Annotated in this window: 14 protein-coding genes and 1 tRNA gene; 14 read left to right on the forward strand and 1 reads right to left on the reverse strand. The window is 61.9% G+C overall.

What is annotated here, in order from left to right:
* Positions 1–36: 36 nt before the first annotated feature.
* The 10 genes from KOL99_RS09955 (at position 37) to KOL99_RS10000 (ending at position 11,452) form a co-directional block, all read left to right on the forward strand.
* The gene (locus KOL99_RS09955; RefSeq protein ID WP_216510332.1) at positions 37–1,569 is read left to right on the forward strand and encodes a nitrogenase component 1; all 1,533 of its coding nucleotides are present in this window, start codon (positions 37–39) and stop codon (positions 1,567–1,569) included.
* Entirely contained in the window at positions 1,562–2,905 is a 1,344-nt protein-coding gene (locus tag KOL99_RS09960) for a nitrogenase component 1 (RefSeq protein ID WP_216510333.1), read from the forward strand. Before KOL99_RS09955 ends, KOL99_RS09960 begins: the two co-directional genes overlap by 8 nt.
* 13 nt (positions 2,906–2,918) lie before the next feature.
* Positions 2,919–3,584, forward strand: a complete 666-nt coding sequence (locus tag KOL99_RS09965) for a corrinoid protein (RefSeq protein WP_216510334.1) — start codon at positions 2,919–2,921, stop codon at positions 3,582–3,584.
* Entirely contained in the window at positions 3,584–4,630 is a 1,047-nt protein-coding gene (locus tag KOL99_RS09970) for a uroporphyrinogen decarboxylase family protein (RefSeq protein WP_236026036.1), read from the forward strand. The genes KOL99_RS09965 and KOL99_RS09970 overlap by 1 nt, the downstream gene beginning before the upstream one ends.
* A 153-nt stretch (positions 4,631–4,783) precedes the next feature.
* Positions 4,784–5,815, forward strand: a complete 1,032-nt coding sequence (locus tag KOL99_RS09975; RefSeq protein ID WP_216510335.1) for a uroporphyrinogen decarboxylase family protein — start codon at positions 4,784–4,786, stop codon at positions 5,813–5,815.
* Positions 5,809–7,482, forward strand: a complete 1,674-nt coding sequence (locus KOL99_RS09980) for an ASKHA domain-containing protein (RefSeq protein WP_216510336.1) — start codon at positions 5,809–5,811, stop codon at positions 7,480–7,482. Before KOL99_RS09975 ends, KOL99_RS09980 begins: the two co-directional genes overlap by 7 nt.
* A gap of 196 nt (positions 7,483–7,678) precedes the next feature.
* On the forward strand, positions 7,679–8,713 hold the full coding sequence (locus KOL99_RS09985; protein WP_216510337.1) for an ABC transporter substrate-binding protein: 1,035 nt from the start codon (positions 7,679–7,681) through the stop codon (positions 8,711–8,713).
* A gap of 11 nt (positions 8,714–8,724) precedes the next feature.
* Positions 8,725–9,486, forward strand: a complete 762-nt coding sequence (locus tag KOL99_RS09990; RefSeq protein ID WP_216510338.1) for an ABC transporter permease — start codon at positions 8,725–8,727, stop codon at positions 9,484–9,486.
* An 11-nt stretch (positions 9,487–9,497) separates the two neighbouring features.
* Positions 9,498–10,871 carry a hypothetical protein gene (locus tag KOL99_RS09995; protein WP_216510339.1) on the forward strand — a complete coding sequence of 458 codons (1,374 nt, stop codon included), beginning with the start codon at positions 9,498–9,500 and terminating at the stop codon, positions 10,869–10,871.
* 38 nt (positions 10,872–10,909) lie between these two features.
* On the forward strand, positions 10,910–11,452 hold the full coding sequence (locus KOL99_RS10000; protein ID WP_216510340.1) for a class I SAM-dependent methyltransferase: 543 nt from the start codon (positions 10,910–10,912) through the stop codon (positions 11,450–11,452).
* 270 nt (positions 11,453–11,722) lie between these two features.
* Here the strand turns inward: KOL99_RS10000 and KOL99_RS10005 are convergent.
* A tRNA-Sec gene (locus KOL99_RS10005) sits at positions 11,723–11,820 on the reverse strand.
* Between the two features lie 244 nt (positions 11,821–12,064).
* Between KOL99_RS10005 and KOL99_RS10010 the strand changes: the two genes are divergently transcribed.
* From KOL99_RS10010 to KOL99_RS10025, 4 genes are read left to right on the forward strand one after another with little or no spacing between them, the layout of a single operon-like run.
* The gene (locus tag KOL99_RS10010; protein ID WP_216510341.1) at positions 12,065–12,397 is read left to right on the forward strand and encodes a YggT family protein; all 333 of its coding nucleotides are present in this window, start codon (positions 12,065–12,067) and stop codon (positions 12,395–12,397) included.
* Positions 12,394–12,840, forward strand: coding sequence for a DivIVA domain-containing protein (locus KOL99_RS10015; protein ID WP_216510342.1), 447 nt, complete (start codon positions 12,394–12,396; stop codon positions 12,838–12,840). Before KOL99_RS10010 ends, KOL99_RS10015 begins: the two co-directional genes overlap by 4 nt.
* The gene (locus KOL99_RS10020) at positions 12,840–13,154 is read left to right on the forward strand and encodes a DUF167 domain-containing protein (RefSeq protein WP_216510343.1); all 315 of its coding nucleotides are present in this window, start codon (positions 12,840–12,842) and stop codon (positions 13,152–13,154) included. The genes KOL99_RS10015 and KOL99_RS10020 overlap by 1 nt, the downstream gene beginning before the upstream one ends.
* A complete protein-coding gene (locus KOL99_RS10025; protein ID WP_216510344.1) occupies positions 13,151–13,609 on the forward strand; it encodes a CBS domain-containing protein in 459 nt (152 codons plus the stop codon). Before KOL99_RS10020 ends, KOL99_RS10025 begins: the two co-directional genes overlap by 4 nt.
* Positions 13,610–13,675 lie beyond the last annotated feature (66 nt).

Here is a 13,675-nt window from a genome sequence, read left to right on the forward strand (position 1 = left end):
GCGCCGCGCCCGCTTCACTGCAGAAATGGAGGATCCATGAGTTATTTCGACAACAAGGTCCCGCCCAAGCGCGAGGACCGTTTGAACACGGTGATAGCCCACCAGGACAGCATCTGCGGCCTGGCCCGGAAAGGGAAGGGGGGCAAGAGCTGTCTGATCGACGACGGCGAGCGCGGCTTCACCCAGGGGACTATCTGCCTCCTGCTTCCGGCCCTCGCCATGCTGAACTCGCTGCCGGACAATGTCGTGCTGTTGCACAGCGCGGTTGGCTGCGGCTCCTGCACCCACTCGCAAAACGCCAACGTCCGCATGGGGAGTAACGCGCGCAGGGGGAAGGCGCAGGACGGCATCTGGCTTTCCACGGCGCTGGACGAAACCGACGTCATCAGTGGCGGCGAGGACAAACTGGAGCGCGCCATCATCGAGGCGGACCGGCGTTACCGCCCGGCCAGTATCACCATCGTGGCGGGGTGCGTCCCCGGGATCATCGGCGACGACATCGACGGCGTCGCGCAGAGGCTGCAGCCGCAGGTGAGCGCCAAGCTCCTCCCGGTACACTGCGAGGGGTTCAAGACCAAGATCTGGGCCACCGCCTACGACGCGGTCTACCACACCATCGGCCGCAACCTCCTGGAAGAAAAGGGGGTGACGGAGCACACGCCGCAGGACGAGCTGGAGGTGCTCCGCGAGCAGGAGCGCCTGGCGCGCACCGTGAACCTCATGAACGTCTCCTCCATGGGGCGCGTCGATGAGCAGGAACTGGAGCGGCTGCTGGTGAGTCTCGGGTTGGAGGTGAACGTCTTCCCGGTCTTTGCCCACCCCGATTCGTTCGTGAAGGCGACCCGCGCCGCGCTTTCCATCAGCACCTGCCCAACCCACGACGACTATTTCCTGGGCTACCTGGAGGAGCGCTTCAACGTCCCCTCCATCATCAAGCACATGCCCATCGGCATTGAGAACACCAGCCTCTGGCTTCGTGACGTGGCGGCGCGCTTCGGCTTTGAGGAGCAGGCCGAGCGTCTCATTGCCGCCGAGGAGGCGGAATTGAAAGAAGCCCTCGAAGAGTTCAGGCCGCTCTTCCAGGGGAAAAAAGTCTTCGTGAGTGCGGGAGAATTCCGCGCCCTGGCGACCGCGCGCCTGCTCCAGGAGGTCGGCCTCGAGGTGGTCGGCATCCGGTCGTTCCACCACGACCATTTCGCCGAGGTGGAGTACGAGAAGCTCGCCCGCGAGGCGAAGACCGATTACGTGGTGGACATCGCCAACGTGCAGCCCTTCGAGGAGGCGAACCTTTTGAACCGGCTGAAGCCGGACCTCTTCCTCGGGCACGCCAACGGCAACATGACCGCCTCGAAGCTCGGCATCCCCACCCACGTCATCTACAACACGGGGCTCGCCTACATCGGCTACCGCGGCGTCTACGAACTTGCGCGTCGCCTGCACCGCCAGCTCTTGAACCCGGCCTACAACCGGAACCTGGCCGAGAACCTGAGGCTCCCGTACGCCGATTCGTGGTACCAGGCCGAGCCGTTTTCCTATCTCAACACCCGCGGGAGGAGCGTCAATGAGTGAGAATTTCGTAGAGAGGGCCCGCTATCTCTGCTCCCTGGGCGGGGCGGCGGCCACGGTGACCGCGCTGCCGGGTGGCATTCCGATTCTGCACTCGGCCTCGGGATGCGCAGGCAACTTTGCCTGGACCCAGAACGGCGGCAGTGGCCTCCAGGTCGGGGGGTATTGCGGCGGGCTCACCGTCCCAAGCTCCAACGTCCAGGAAACGGAGGTTGTCTTCGGCGGCGAGGACCGCCTGCGCGAGCAGATAACCTCCACCCTCAAGGTGATGCAGGGCGGCCTTTACGTGGTCCTGACCGGCTGCGTCCCCGAGGTAATCGGCGACGACATCTTCGCAGTGGTGAACGATTTCCGTGAGGAGGGAGCTCCCATCATCGGTGCGGTCACCGGCGGCTTCCGCGGCGACTCCTACTGGGGGTACGACCTGGTACTGCAGGCACTGGTCAAGGACTACCTGGACAAGGGGCTGGCAAAGGTGAAGGGACGGGTGAACCTCTGGGGCGTGGTGCCGTACATGGACCCGTTCTGGCGCGGCAACCTGGAAGGGGCCCGTCACCTCCTGGAGTTGCTCGGCCTGGAGGTCAACTCCTTCTTCACCCCTACTGATACGCTGGAGGGGATCAGGGAAGCGGGCTCGGCGCAACTCAACATCGTGCTCTCTGATCTCTACGGCCAGGGCGCCGCCGCGCTTTTCAAGGAGAAGCACGGCACCCCATTCGTCACTACCTCGCTCCCTATCGGGGTTTCCGCTTCCGAAGCGTTCCTGCGCCAGGTTGGTGCCGCGCTGGAACTGGACTCGGAATTGGTGCAGCGGGTGATTGATAGGGAAAAGCGGCACTACTACCAGATCCTGGAGCCGCTCACTGACTGTTACAACGACCTCGACCTGCAGCGTTACGCCGTGGTCGTCGGCGATGCCAACTACGCCGTGGCACTAACGCGCTTTCTTGCGGACGACCTCGGCTGGCTCCCCGTCCTCACCGTGGTGACCGACAGAATTCACGAAAACGGCCAGCCGGCGATTGCGGCCCGAGTTGAGCAGCTGGCCTCCGGATTCAGCACCAACGTAGTCTTCGAGTCCGACGCTTCCCAGGTCCTCGGGCACTTGAACCAGGTCTGGCCCCGGGCCGCCGGGCAGAAATACTACAACGCCTTCAGCCCCGCCTTCGTGGTGGGCAGCTCGCTTGATCGCGAACTCGCGCTGCAGATCGGAGCGCCGCACCTCTCGGTCTCCTTCCCGGTGGCGAATCGCGCCGTGCTGGATCGCGGCTACACCGGTTTCCGTGGTGGCTTGAGGCTCGCCGAGGATGTCTTCGGGCAGATAGTGGCGAACAGGTAAAGGAGGAAAGACAATGGGTCAGATCGACAATGAGCTGTTCAAGCGGCTCTCCGACGCGGTCGTGGATATGGACGAGGACGAGGCGATTGCTGCCGCCAACGAGGTGGTCGAGCGCGGCATCGACGCCTACCAGGCCATCGAAAAGGGGCTTTCAGCCGGGATGGAGCGGGCCGGGCAATTCTTCGACGAGGAGGAGTATTTCATCCCTGAGCTCCTCATGTGTTCGGACGCCATGTACGCCGGGATGGACGTACTCAAACCGCACCTTCGCAGTGATGGCGCCGCCGAGAAGCATAAGGTGGTGATCGGCGTGGTGGAGGGGGACACCCATGACATCGGCAAGAACCTGGTGAAGATCATGCTGGAGACCTCCGGCTTCGATGTCACCGACCTCGGGCGCGACATCCCGCCGGCCCGGTTCGTGGAAACGGCCAAGGAGATCGGCGCCAACATCATCGCCCTCTCCACCCTGATGACCACCACCATGGACGGCATGGGCGCCGTGGTTCGTCAGCTTAGCGAGGAGGGGATCCGGGACCGCTTCAAGGTCATCGTCGGCGGCGGTCCCATCTCGCAGGGGTTCGCCGATCGGATCGGCGCGGACGGCTATGCGGTGAACGCCGCGGACGCGATCCGCCTGGCCAGGGCGCTGGTGGCCCCCGCGGAGGCGGCTGCCTGATGAGCCGTGACCAGATGACACCGCTTGAGCGCCTGGCGGCCTACGGCGCCGGCGCGCCCATCGACCGGCTCCCCTGCGTTCCCATTGTGGGGAACACGGCGGCGCGGGTGATCGGCGTGAAGGTCGGGGACTTCCGTGGCAACGGTGCGTTGATCGCACAGGCACAGGTAGCAGCCTACCGGCTCTTCGGCTACGACATCATCAGGATCTTTACCGACCTCTACACCCAGGCGGAGGCGATGGGGGCCAAGGTGAGCTACCCGGAGGACGAGACGGCCTTTCTGGCCGCCCCGGCCATCACCGACTTGGCGGAACTGGATCGCCTGCGTCCCGCGGATCCTCAACGCGACGGGCAGTTGCCGCAGCACCTGGAGGCGATGCGCCGTGCGGTGGATCAAGTGGGGCACGAGGTGGCGGTGACCGGCGCGGTAACCTGCCCCTTCACCAACGCTTCCTTCCTGGTGGGAGCCGACAAGCTGGCGCGTCTCATGATGCGCTCACCCGAGATGGTGCACCACCTGTGCGAGATTTCGCTGCAGACCAACATCGCCTATGCCGGCGCCATCATCGACGCCGGCTGCACGCCGAGCCTCACCGATGCCATGTCCTCCATGTCCGTGATCAGCCCGCGCCAGTTCAGAGAATTCTCGTTCCCGTACCTGAAGCGGCTCATCGACTATGTCCACGGGCGCGACAGGAAGGTCACGCTGCACATCTGCGGCAAGACCTCCGGCATATGGGAGGCGATGGTAGAGGCGGGTGCCGATTGCCTGAGTATCGACAACGATGCCGACCTCGGCGAGGCGCGGATCGCGGTCGGCGACCGGGTGCGCCTGATGGGGAACGTGCATCCCTCCGAGGTCATGCTGCAGGGGATTCCTGACGCGGTACGCCGGGCGACGCTCTCGTGCCTCGCCCAGGCGAAGGACAGCCCCAAGGGGTTCATCGTAGCCTCGGGCTGCAGCCTCCCCACGGAAACCCCCTTCGCCAACATCCACGCCATGCTGGACACGGTGCGCGAGGCGGGCTGGCCGGTAAAAAACTGACATCTCAACTTTTGCGTCCGCGACTCCTCCCCCCGGAGGGGGGAGGTCGGGAGGGGGGCTGTTTGCAATAGCCGCTGCGCGCCCCCTCCCTGACCCTCCCCCTCCGGGGGCGGGGACCTGGTGGGATGTACTACCTGACACAGGAGTAAAACCATGAGCCTCAGCCCCAAAGAGCGGTTGCTCGACACGCTAGGTAAAAAGAAGGTCGACCGGCCGCCGGTCGTCTGCACCGGCGGCATGATGAATGCCGCCATCGTCGATGTCATGAACCGCACCGGGCACACCCTGCCGGAAGGGCACTTCCGGTCCGACCTGATGGCCGAACTTGCCACCGACGTCAACCACGACACCGGCTTCGAGAACTTCGGCATCCCGTTCTGCATGACCGTGGAGGCCGAAGTGCTCGGCAGCGAGATCGACTTCGGCACCCTGGCCTGCGAACCCAAGATCGCGCGTGAGCCTTTCGTCTCGAATGCCCAGGTGCAGTTTCGCGACATAGACAGGATGCTCGACTCAGGACGTATCGGTCAGGTTGCCGAGGCGGCCTTGCTCTTGAGTCGCTCCAACCCCGACGTGCCTGTCATTGGCAGCATCACCGGCCCGGTCAGCACCGCAGCCTCGATCGTCGACCCCATGATCTTTCTGAAGGAGCTGCATAAAAAACGGGAAGATTCCCACCGCGTGCTCGACTACGTGAGCGACTTCCTCATCTCGTTCGCCCGCCTGCTGGTCGACGGCGGCGCCAGCGCCATCTGCATCGGCGACCCGACCGCCACCGGCGAGATTCTCGGGCCGCGCCTGTTCCAGGAGTACGCCGTCACCTACCTGAACAAGGTCATCGACGGCATTCACGCCACCGGCGTCCCGGTCCTGGTGCACATCTGCGGCGAGATGAAGGCGGTCAAGCCCTCCATTCCTCAACTGCACAGCGACGCCATCAGCACCGACGCCTTCGTGAACCTGAAGCTCCTGAAAGAGGAATACCCGCAGCTCACCACCATGGGGAACCTGAGCACCTTCCTTCTGGAGCTCGGGGAGCCGGATAAGGTCTCGCGCCATACGGCGGGACTCGTGCGCGACGGCATCGACATCATCTCCCCCGCTTGCGGGCTGAGCACCGCCTCCTCGATCAGGAACATCCAGGCCATGACCCAGACGGTGAAGGACGGAGGGCGCGGATGGTAACGGTTGTATTTCTTCCCGACGATAAACACGCCACGGTCTCCAAGGGCTCGACCATCCTGGAGGCCGCCCGTGCAGCCGGAGTGACCATCGATTCCCCCTGCAACGGCGCGGTGGTCTGCGGCAAGTGCGCGGTGACCCTGCCTTCCCACAACCTCGACAAGGTGGTCGAAAAAGGAGCGCACCGGCTTCCGGCGGGAGAAAGGAGCCGCGGGCAGGTGCTTGCTTGCGCAGCCGAGGTCCACGGCAACATCGCGGTGCTGGTTCCCGAGGGGCCTTCGCTGCGTGATTTCAAGATCGCCAGCCACGGTGAGGCTTGCACTGTCGATCTCTCCCCGCACATCGTCAAGGAGTACCGGCCGGATCTGGGCGTGACGCGCGTGCTGGGCGGCGGAGCACTCCTGACCGAAGAGGAGGGCGATACCGCCGGCGAGAGCTTCGGCGTAGTGGTCGACATCGGCACCACCACCCTCGTGGTCGCGCTGGTGGACCTGACAACCGGGACTCAACTGGCGGCCGCTTCGTCCCTCAACCCGCAAAGCCGCCACGCCCAGGACGTGCTGTCGCGCATTAAAATAGGGTCGGAAGAGCGCGGGCTGGAGGAGTTGCGAAGTGGCGTCATCGGCGAAATCAATGCCCTGATCGACCAGGTCGCGGGGACGGCTGGAGTACGCCGGGACCGTATCTACGAGGTGATCTTCAGCGGTAACACCTGCATGTTGCACTTGGCCGCCGGGGTCGATCCGGCGCCGCTTGGCAGGTATCCCTACACCTCTGCGCTCACCTGCGCCGCCTGGCTCCCTGCGCAGGCAACAGGAATAGATATCGCCCACGGCGGGCTGATCTACCTTCCGCCGATCATCTCAGGCTACATCGGCGCCGACATCACGGCGGGCCTGCAGGCGGTCCGCCTGCACGAAAGCACGGAAACAGTGCTGTTCGTGGATATCGGAACTAACGGCGAGATGGCTTTGTGCCGCGACGGTAAGATTTGGGCCACCTCCACCGCCGCCGGCCCCGCCTTCGAGGGTATGAACATCCGCTTTGGCATGAGGGCAGGGGAGGGGGCGATCGAGCGTTGCAGCTTCCAGCCAGACGGCACCCTGGAAATCAGGACCATCGCCGGGGCGGAGGCTGTCGGCATCTGCGGGTCGGGCCTGATGGATATAGTCGCCGAGCTTGTGGCCCACGGCCTGGTGGGAAAAAACGGCAAGTTCGTCAAGCCGGACGCGGCCGCAATTCATCCGAAGCTGGCCGAGCGCCTGGTGGAGCGGGATGGCAAGCCGTCGTTCCTGCTCACCGAGAAAGTCTGGTTGACCCAAAAGGACGTGCGCCAGGTGCAGCTCGCCAAGGGGGCGATCCGGGCCGGGGTGGAATTTCTGCTGCGCGAGGCCTCGGTCCCAGTAGCGGAACTGCAGCGGGTCCTGATCGCCGGCTCTTTCGGCTACCATCTGACCGCCGACAGCCTGACCACCATCGGACTCTTGCCGGCCGGCACCTCCGGGCGGATCAGGTTCGTCGGCAACACCGCCAAAAGCGGAGGGGAAGCGTTCCTCCTCAACGCCGTCTCGCGCCGGGAGATGAGCGATCTGGTCGAGCAGGTGCAGGTCGTGGAGTTGGCCAACTGCAAGGACTTTGACAAGGTTTTCGTGGAAGCACTTTCCTTTTGAGTGCTGTCAAGTGATGGCTAGACTATAAAACTTATAGACTAGATATTTTTATATTGACTCCAGCAGCAGCCGGTGCTATGGTTTCCCCCACAGTTCAATAGTGGTGGCTGACCAGAGACACTGGAGGCCAGGCAAGTACGGTGATGACACCGACTCGCCTGGCCTTTTTTATTTCCCACAGAAAAAGGAGCACGAGATGAGATCTGCATGGAAAAGATTGCTGTTGCTAGCCGTTGCCGCCCTAGGATTATCGGCGCAGGCTGACGCTGCCGTTGCGAAGACGAAGCTGAAAGTCGGCTACGCTCCGGGAGGGGGCAGCGTGCTCACCTTCTTGGCACAGGACCAGAAGCTGTTCGAGAAGGAAGGCGTCGAGGTGGAACTGGTACAGTTCGCCAGCTCCTCCGACGGGCTCAACGCGTTGAACAGCGGCAAGATCGACATCGGCATCTCCTTCGGCACCGCCGGACCGCTCACCTTCATCTCAAAGGGGAGCGACTTCTCCATCATCGGCGGGCACCTCTCCGGCGGTCACCCGGTGATCGCGCTCCCGGAGAAGGCGCAGAAGATCAAGACCATCGGCGACTTCCGCGGCAAGACCGTGGCCACGCCGCGCATCTACACCGCGGACATCGTCTGGCGCGGCGCCTTGAAGCGTGCCGGTCTCGATCCCGAGAAGGATGTAAAGATCATTGAACTGAAGAATCCGGCAGCCGTGCTGGAGGCCGTGAAGGCGGGCAAAGCGGACGTCGGAATCGGCGCCTCCTCGATTCTGTTGAAGGCCAAGGAGTCGGGCGTGGTGGTGGTCGGCTGGAGCAACTACTTCTTCCCGCAGCACCCCTGCTGCCGCATCGTGGCCAAGGGGAAGGCGGTGAAGGAGGATCCCGAGACTTATCGCGCTTTCCTCAGGGCGATCCTGCAGGCCGAGAAGATCAAGACCGAGAAGCCCGAGCTGGCCGTTGACGTCAACAAGCGCTACCTGAACCTCGACGACAAGATGGCCCGCGAGTTCACCCTGGAACCGCACCAGGAGACCCATGCCGACCCGAATCGTAAAGGGGTCACCAGGATGTGGCATGACATGAAAAGCATCGACTACGTGGAAGGGGATATCGACCTGAACCGCTACGTGAACGTGGATCTCTACCGCGACGCCTTGAAGGAACTGCAGCGGCGCAATCCCAAGGACAAGTTCTACCGCGAGGCGAAGAGACGCTTCGAACGTCAGAACTGAGGCGCATCATCATGGTTGCACAACTGATCAAACGATACAGCGGCCCGGCGGTGGTAATCCTGCTGCTGGTGCTGCTCTTCGAGGCAGCCACCGACTGGTCGGGCTGGCTTGAGCCGGTGTTGTTCCCCGGTCTTTCGAAGATCCTGCCCGCCTTCGGCAAGTCCCTGCCCAAACTGGTCCTGGGCTTTGGCAACTCCATGGGGATGCTGGTGCCGAGCTACTTCCTGGCGCTGGCGCTGGGCGTCGGCGGCGGCTTGGTGGTCGGCTCCTCGAACTTTTTGCGCGGGCTGCTCATGCCGGTCTTTCGCGGGGTGAGCCCGATTCCGCCCACCATGCTGATCCCGTACGCCATCGCGGTGCTGCCGACCTTCTGGCTCTCCTCCGCCTTCATCATCTTCGCAGGCGCTTTCTGGCCGATCCTGATGGGGACTATCCACGGCGTGGTTCATCTGGAGGAGCGCTACATAGAAAACGCCAGAACCTTGGGGCTCGGCGGCTTCCGGCTTTATCGCAAAGTCATCCTCCCCGGCGCCCTTCCGATGATCTTTAGCGGGGCCGGGATGGCGCTGGTCTTCAGCTTCATCCTGTTGACCGTCGCCGAGATGTTCGGCGCCAAGTCGGGCATGGGGCACTTCATCCAGTACAACGCGGATTTCTCCGACTACCCGAAGGTGCTGGCCGGCATGCTCTTCATGTCGCTGGTCATCATCTTGATTATGGAACTGTTCGACCTTGTGCAGCGCCGCGTGCTGCACTGGACCGGCAAACGCTGACGAGGCAACCGATGAGCGCTAACAACGACACCAGCAAGTCCCTGTTTGAAAACGAGATCCCCAAGTGGGGCGAGCCCTATCCGCGGAAGCTGGACCGGCAGTCCGTTCTGGAGGCACTGACCGATTACATCCTAGGCGTCAACTATCGCGGCTACCGTCCCGACTTCCGCAAGGTGCTTGCGGTACGCAGCAGCGACCGCACCGCGACCCTGCGCAACTTCGCGGCGCCATTGCGGCAGGAGGTGTACTACTTCATCGAAGGGGAGATCTTCCCCGAAGCAGGGACGACCAAGTTGGGAGAGGGGGAGAGCCCCGTCGAACTTGCCTCCCGGCTTTTGGATGAGGTCTTCGAGCAGCTCTATATCTGGGTGGCCTATGATCTCACCAAGGGCTCCCCTCCTGGATTCCGCAAGCCATTCGACCATCCCCCTGTCGTAAAGGGATCTCAGTACGCCAATCCGGAGCAGGTGACACGGGATGCTGCTCGCCGCGAAGGGGTAAATCCCGGCTTCTACCTTCCCGATCCGGCACCGCTGTCCACGGCGGAAGCGGTGGGGGACGACGATATCGTGCTTGAGGAAGTGCTGAACCATGTGACTCAGTTGGTGCGGACGGACTTCCGCAACGCGCTCCCTGAAGGGGAAAACCCACCCATCTGGGACCTCCCCCTGATTGGCGTTGCCTCAGTCGAAGATCCGCTGTTCGAGCGCTTCCAGGACCCGGAGGTGGTGGGTCCCATGCACCGGCTGCCGCAGGAGTGGCTTCCCGGTGCGCGTTCCATCATCAGCGTCTTTCTTCCCTTCACCGGGCACATCACCGAGCACTACGCCAAGGATCAGCGCTTCTCGGCCATAGAATTTTCCTCCGGGAAATGGAACGGCTCGAAGTTCCTTAACGTGGTGCGCCGCTCCCTGATCCGTTTCGTTGAGCGCCACGGCGGGAGGGCGGTCGCGCCCAACATCGACCCGCGTTACGATTCCGACGACTGGCGTCCCTTCTGGTCCGAGCGGCACACAGCTTTCGCCGCCGGTCTGGGAACCTTCGGTCTGCACCAGAACTTTATCTCCGAAAAGGGGGCGCTCGGGCGCCTCTGTAGCGTCATCACCGACCTCAAGCTAACCCCGACGCCGCGCCCTTACACCGACGTCTACCACTACTGTCTTTACGCTTTCGACGGGAGTTGTGACGCCTGCATCAGGCGCTGCCCGACGGGAGCGATAACCAGTACCGGCAAGATCCCGGGGCGTTGCGAGACCCACGGCAACAAGGAACACTTTGCCGCCTGGAACTACGGTTCGTGCGGGCACTGTTCCACCCTTATCCCGTGTGCCCGTGAGATTCCACCTAAGATCAGGAAAACCCTTTCCCTCAAGCCGCGGCCGTGACCGGATAATCCGCTGTCACCGCCGTATCAGGAGCATATATGGCGACAGCAGCAATCAGTGTCAGCAAGTACTTGGAGTTTTTTAGGAAGAAAGAGGTGCGCTCGGTCCTCGATTACGGTGCAGGCACCCTGCGCAATTCGGCCTTCATGGCCGAGGCGGGTTTCAGGGTCTACGCCGCGGACCTGCCGGTGCAAGTGGCGCGGATCATGAAGATGGTGAGCGCCAAGAAGTTGGCCGGTGTTCTCAATGTGGATGAGTTGACAGATGGCAGGCTAGATGTGGATCTCGTGCTTTCCAGCTACGTGTTGAATATCATCCCGGATGGCACGGAGAAGAGCCGGTATCTCAAGAACATCGTCCTCAACCTGCGCCCGGAAGGTTACCTCCTGGTGGAGGTGAGGTGCCGGGCTACCGCGCCGCAGTGCAGCAGCGGCTGCGCTCACGGCACGAGGTGCCCGAACTGCATCAAGACATACTCGCACCAGGAACTAGATCAACTGGTTGAGTCGCAAGGCTTCAGGCGCGTGAGCCACTACTACCGTCGTCATTCCGTTGCTGTGCTTTATCAGCGATCCCATTAGACGCGTCCCGAGTTCCTTCATCTCTCGTATGGACCCCAACCGACTGGTCAGGCTTATGGGGCATAACAGCAAAAAAAATGATTTATGTGACGTGCGCAGAGTATGTGGAAGGGCTCGAAGACGATGTGATGTCCATCCTGGAATATCTCGGTGAAGACTTCGTAACACAAAAAAAGAGAGGACTGTTTGCCCTCTCTCTTCTCGATGGTGAAAATTTTGGTGAAAGTTGCCAGGTTTTCACATCTATCTAGCTATAATTATTATTAATTATGGCGGAAGCACATGGGAATCGAACCCACCTGGGAAGTTTCTCACCCCCCACACCGGTTTTGAAGACCGGGCCGCCCACCAGCGACGGTGGTGCTTCCATTCGTTTCTGTCGCACCTTGTTTAAAGCATCTCCAACTTTTAGTCAATATGTAAAATCGAATGTAATCTTCCAGCTTCATTGGAGCGACCCGCTCAATCTCTCTTTAATTTGTTGCTCAGTCTGAATTGTCTTCGTTATTGCAAATAGTTACCACTCTCTATCCACCCCGCTCGCCCTTGACAAACCATCGTGATTTCTGTATAGCATGGCATGCTTAACCACCCAATCTCTGAGGGGGAAAAATGATCCTGCTTGCCAACATCCTCTTGGCCCTTGCGAAGATCGTCGAGTTGGCCAGTGGTCTTTTAACCGTCTACAAGTACATACTGCTCGCCAGCGTCATCATCTCCTGGATCAACGCCGACCCTTACAACCCCATCGTCAACTTCATCTACCGCGTGACGGAGCCGGCCCTGCGGCGCATCCGCCGCTACATGCCGGACACCGGTATGCTCGACCTCTCGCCACTGGTCCTGTTCGCCCTCATCTACCTGGTGCAGATCATCGTCTTCGACACCGCCTACACCTACCTGATGATCTTGAGTACCCAGCTCAAAGGAGGGGGAACCCTGTGAAAATCACGCCGATGGATATCCAGCAGCAGCAGTTCAAGGGGAAGATGCTCGGCGGTCTCGACCCCGAGGACGTGGACGGCTTCCTGCAACAGGTGGCGGGCGAGATGGAGGAGCTGATCAGGGAGAACAACGACCTGAAGGAGCGCCTGAACCGCAACGCCACCCAGATGGCCGAGATGGAGGCCCGCGAGGCGCAGTTGCGCGAGACCATGCTGGCGGCCCAGCGCATCACCGAGGAGATGAAGGCCAACGCCCAGAAGGAGGCGCACCTCATGATCTCGGAGGCTGAGTTGAAGGGGGAGCGCATCGTCGCCGACGCCGAGAACAAGCTGGTGCAACTCAACAACCAGATCCAGGAGCTGAAAAGGGACAAGCTCCAGTTCGAGAGCGGCTTCAAGAACCTCCTGGATACCTACTACAAGCTGCTCGCCCTGGATAAATAATGAGCCAAGAGACGGTGAGGGTCACCCGGACGGCGGAGGGGCTTCTCTTCACGGTGCACGTGCAACCGCGCGCCTCGCGCAGTGAGATCTGCGGCCCCAAGGAGGGGGAGCTCAGGGTCCGGCTCACGTCGCCGCCGGTGGACGACGCGGCCAACAAGCAGTGCGTCGAACTGATCGCCAAGAGCCTGGGGATCGCGAAATCCAAGGTGAGCATCAAGTCCGGGGCCAAATCCCGGCACAAGGTAGTGAGGGTGGAGGGGGTGGAGCAGGATGAACTCGACCCGCTATTCAAAATAGACAAGGAGCATCCATGAAGGCGAAAGACATTATGGTAACGGACGTGCCGTCCATCACCACCAAGACCACGGTGGCAGAGGCGGTCCGGATCATGAAGAGCAATTTCGGCGACGAGAGTTTCCTGAACGCGGCGCCGGGCCTGATCGTGGTCAACGAACGGGGGGGGCTGGCGGGGATCCTGACGCCTCTTAGCATCATCACGTCCATCATGGACGGCGCTCCTGAAGGAAAATCCGATCCCGCCTTCTTCGGCTCCCTGTGCGACCGCATCAAGGATCTTCCCATCTCCGCCATCATGGAACACCAGCCCATCTCGGTAACCCAGGACGCCAGCGTCAGCGACGTGGCGCGACTCTTTCTCACCCACCGCTTCCAGAGGGTGCCGGTGGTGGACGGCAAGAAGGTGGTCGGTATCATCTACCGCTCGCGCCTGCTCTTCGCCATTTCCCAGAGTCTCCAGGTTGCCCCTTGACAAAGACGGGGGCGGGTCCTTATATTAATCCTGCCCTTAGCCGTCTTATGGCCGGTGTCACAGTTT

The organism is Geomonas azotofigens, assembly GCF_018919395.1.
GTDB classification, from domain to species: Bacteria; Desulfobacterota; Desulfuromonadia; order Geobacterales; family Geobacteraceae; genus Geomonas; species Geomonas azotofigens.

Coding starts and splice junctions, on each gene's coding strand:
- KOL99_RS09955 (WP_216510332.1), top strand. CDS start 37: ATGAGTTATTTCGACAACAAGGTCCCGCCCAAGCGCGAGGACCGTTTG.
- KOL99_RS09960 (WP_216510333.1), top strand. CDS start 1,562: ATGAGTGAGAATTTCGTAGAGAGGGCCCGCTATCTCTGCTCCCTGGGC.
- KOL99_RS09965 (WP_216510334.1), top strand. CDS start 2,919: ATGGGTCAGATCGACAATGAGCTGTTCAAGCGGCTCTCCGACGCGGTC.
- KOL99_RS09970 (WP_236026036.1), top strand. CDS start 3,584: ATGAGCCGTGACCAGATGACACCGCTTGAGCGCCTGGCGGCCTACGGC.
- KOL99_RS09975 (WP_216510335.1), top strand. CDS start 4,784: ATGAGCCTCAGCCCCAAAGAGCGGTTGCTCGACACGCTAGGTAAAAAG.
- KOL99_RS09980 (WP_216510336.1), top strand. CDS start 5,809: ATGGTAACGGTTGTATTTCTTCCCGACGATAAACACGCCACGGTCTCC.
- KOL99_RS09985 (WP_216510337.1), top strand. CDS start 7,679: ATGAGATCTGCATGGAAAAGATTGCTGTTGCTAGCCGTTGCCGCCCTA.
- KOL99_RS09990 (WP_216510338.1), top strand. CDS start 8,725: ATGGTTGCACAACTGATCAAACGATACAGCGGCCCGGCGGTGGTAATC.
- KOL99_RS09995 (WP_216510339.1), top strand. CDS start 9,498: ATGAGCGCTAACAACGACACCAGCAAGTCCCTGTTTGAAAACGAGATC.
- KOL99_RS10000 (WP_216510340.1), top strand. CDS start 10,910: ATGGCGACAGCAGCAATCAGTGTCAGCAAGTACTTGGAGTTTTTTAGG.
- KOL99_RS10010 (WP_216510341.1), top strand. CDS start 12,065: ATGATCCTGCTTGCCAACATCCTCTTGGCCCTTGCGAAGATCGTCGAG.
- KOL99_RS10020 (WP_216510343.1), top strand. CDS start 12,840: ATGAGCCAAGAGACGGTGAGGGTCACCCGGACGGCGGAGGGGCTTCTC.
- KOL99_RS10025 (WP_216510344.1), top strand. CDS start 13,151: ATGAAGGCGAAAGACATTATGGTAACGGACGTGCCGTCCATCACCACC.